General features: G+C 65.1%; 4 protein-coding genes. 3 read left to right on the top strand and 1 reads right to left on the bottom strand.

The genetic code is table 11. The features are described 5' to 3' along the window. Positions 1–518, bottom strand: a 518-nt coding sequence (locus tag EN745_RS34110) for a LuxR C-terminal-related transcriptional regulator (RefSeq protein ID WP_245487904.1), incomplete at its 3' end; no start/stop codon positions are given. Positions 519–774: 256 nt separating this feature from the next. On the opposite strand from EN745_RS34110, the gene EN745_RS34105 reads away from it, so the two are divergent. The 3 genes from EN745_RS34105 to EN745_RS34095 all read left to right on the top strand — a co-directional run. Next, entirely contained in the window at positions 775–981 is a 207-nt protein-coding gene (locus tag EN745_RS34105) for a hypothetical protein (RefSeq protein ID WP_126055284.1), read from the top strand. 190 nt (positions 982–1171) lie between these two features. Further along, positions 1172–1378, top strand: coding sequence for a hypothetical protein (locus EN745_RS34100; RefSeq protein ID WP_126055285.1), 207 nt, complete (start codon positions 1172–1174; stop codon positions 1376–1378). A gap of 64 nt (positions 1379–1442) precedes the next feature. Next, positions 1443–2009 (top strand): winged helix-turn-helix domain-containing protein (locus tag EN745_RS34095; protein ID WP_189363253.1); only part of this gene is annotated, 567 nt, incomplete at its 3' end.

Below are 2009 nucleotides of genomic sequence, written 5' to 3'. Positions count from 1 at the left end.
ATCGTCAGCCGCACCCGCCGGTCGTCGGCGCGTAGCTGGCCCGACACGATGTAGGCGGCGCCCAGCGCCTTGCCGTCAGCGGCGAAGTCGGCCGGCTTGCTGCCCAGCGCCTTCATGGTGTGGAAGGCGATGACCGGAAGGCCCGCGTAGCGCGCAAGGTCGACGGTGATGTCCGACGACAGGCCGTTGGCGAAGCGGCGCCAGCGCTCTTCATCGCTCAGGCATTCGATCGGGAATATCGCCAGCACCGGCGAAGCGCCGGGCAAGGCCGACGGCTTGTCCGGCGGCAAGCTGGCAATGCCATTGAGGTGCGCGGCAAGCGCCACTTTGTTGCGCACGCCGAGCTTCTCGTAGATCGCGGCGAGATGGGTGCGCACGGTCGATGGCGCGATGAACAGCGCCTCGCCGATCTGGCGATAGGTCAGGCCAGCCGCGAATTTCTCCGCCACGGCGCGCTCGCGCTCGGACAGCGCCGGCGAAGACGCTGAAGAGGTGGCCGCTGTCGCGTTGTGGTTCATGCCGATTCCCTGCCCGCGGACGTGCGCACTATCAACGCCTGCCGTGGCAAAATACTACAAATGCAGGACCTAAAACACCGCATCTGGCCGATCCCCTCGCAGGCGCACCGGGTGCAAGCTCCCTTGCAGCGAGAGGCTGCAATCACGGGAGGTTTCCATGCGGAGCGTTTCCATAGGACTGGCGTGCGCGATCCTGGGCTTTTCTTCCCCGTCGCCGTCATTGGCCAGCGGCTGCAGGCAGATGCTGGAATCGGACGTGAAAATCGCCAGCATGCGCCTCTATGCCGACATACTGGCCAATGCCGCCCGCAATGGCTGGGACTACGCGCCGGATGCGATCGCCAGCGGCTCGAAGCGGCATTTCGAGGAGATGAAGCTGGAATTGATCGCGGCCGGATATGAGATCGTCCCCGTCGGCGCCCGGCCGCGCTGTCCCCACTTCGACGCGCTGGCGAGCGAATAGCAACGAAAAGGCCGGGGTCGCCGGGCCGCGGCGCCGAGAGCCGATTTCAGCAAAATATCAGCAGCCGTTCAGGACGGCGAGCGCGCGTTGCGGCAATGCTGAAGCAATACAGGCCTCGGAGCGACTGGGAAACCACTGATCCTGGAGATCGATCATGCGTGAGAAAGCTGAAGGAGCGCTTTGGCCCTCGATGCTGGCGCAGGAGGAAACGCAGCGCATCCTGTCGATGGGCGTTGCCGGGTTCATCTGCGGCGAAGCCAATGAGATGCTGGCCTATTTCGAGCGGCAGTCGCCGTGCGATCCGGCACCCCGGTCCGGCGGGCGGCCGAGCCTATGGCTCCGGATTCGCCCAATCCTTCCGCACTTCATTTTTCCGGGCGGCTTCTTTCGGACTTGACCTTGTGGGCATTCTGCCGCTCCGATAATCGCCGCGCGAAGGTGCGCGACGATGGGGCAAGGGCTTGTCGCAACAGATCGGCAGCGCGGTTCTCGATCTTGACCTGGGCACGCTCAGGCGTGACGGCGAGATCGTGCCGGTCCGGCCGAAAACCTTCGAGCTTCTCGCGTTCCTGATATGCAATTCCGGCAGGGTGCTGAGCAAGGACGAATTGTTGCGGGCGGTCTGGCCGGACACCATGGTCACCGAGGATTCGCTCACCCAGTGCATTCGCGACGCGCGCAAGTCGATCGGTGACGAGGCGCAGGCGCTGATCCGTACCGTCCCCCGACGCGGCTATCTGTTCCAGGCCGCCGAAATGCAGGCCGCAGATCCGCGGGCACAAGTGCCGGTTCAGCCGCGACGGGCGGCCGAACCGATGGTCGCCATCCTGCCGTTCCACGTTGAGACGTGCGACGCGCCCGGCAAGGTGCTGTTCGACGGCGCGGTCGAGGAGATCACCAACGCGCTGTCCCACTTCAAGACCATAGCGGTGATGGCACGCCACTCGGCCTTCGCGCTCGCCGAGCATTGGACGGAGGATATCAACGCGACCGCCGTACGGCTCGGCGCCGACTACATAGCGGAAGGG

The organism is Mesorhizobium sp. M4A.F.Ca.ET.022.05.2.1, assembly GCF_003998845.1.
Classification (GTDB): Bacteria; Pseudomonadota; Alphaproteobacteria; order Rhizobiales; family Rhizobiaceae; genus Mesorhizobium.
This window is presented reverse-complemented; position numbering and strand designations above follow the sequence as displayed.

Excerpts from the sequence above, each read along its gene's own strand:
- EN745_RS34100 (WP_126055285.1), top strand. The coding sequence starts at position 1,172 with ATGCTGGCGCAGGAGGAAACGCAGCGCATCCTGTCGATGGGCGTTGCC.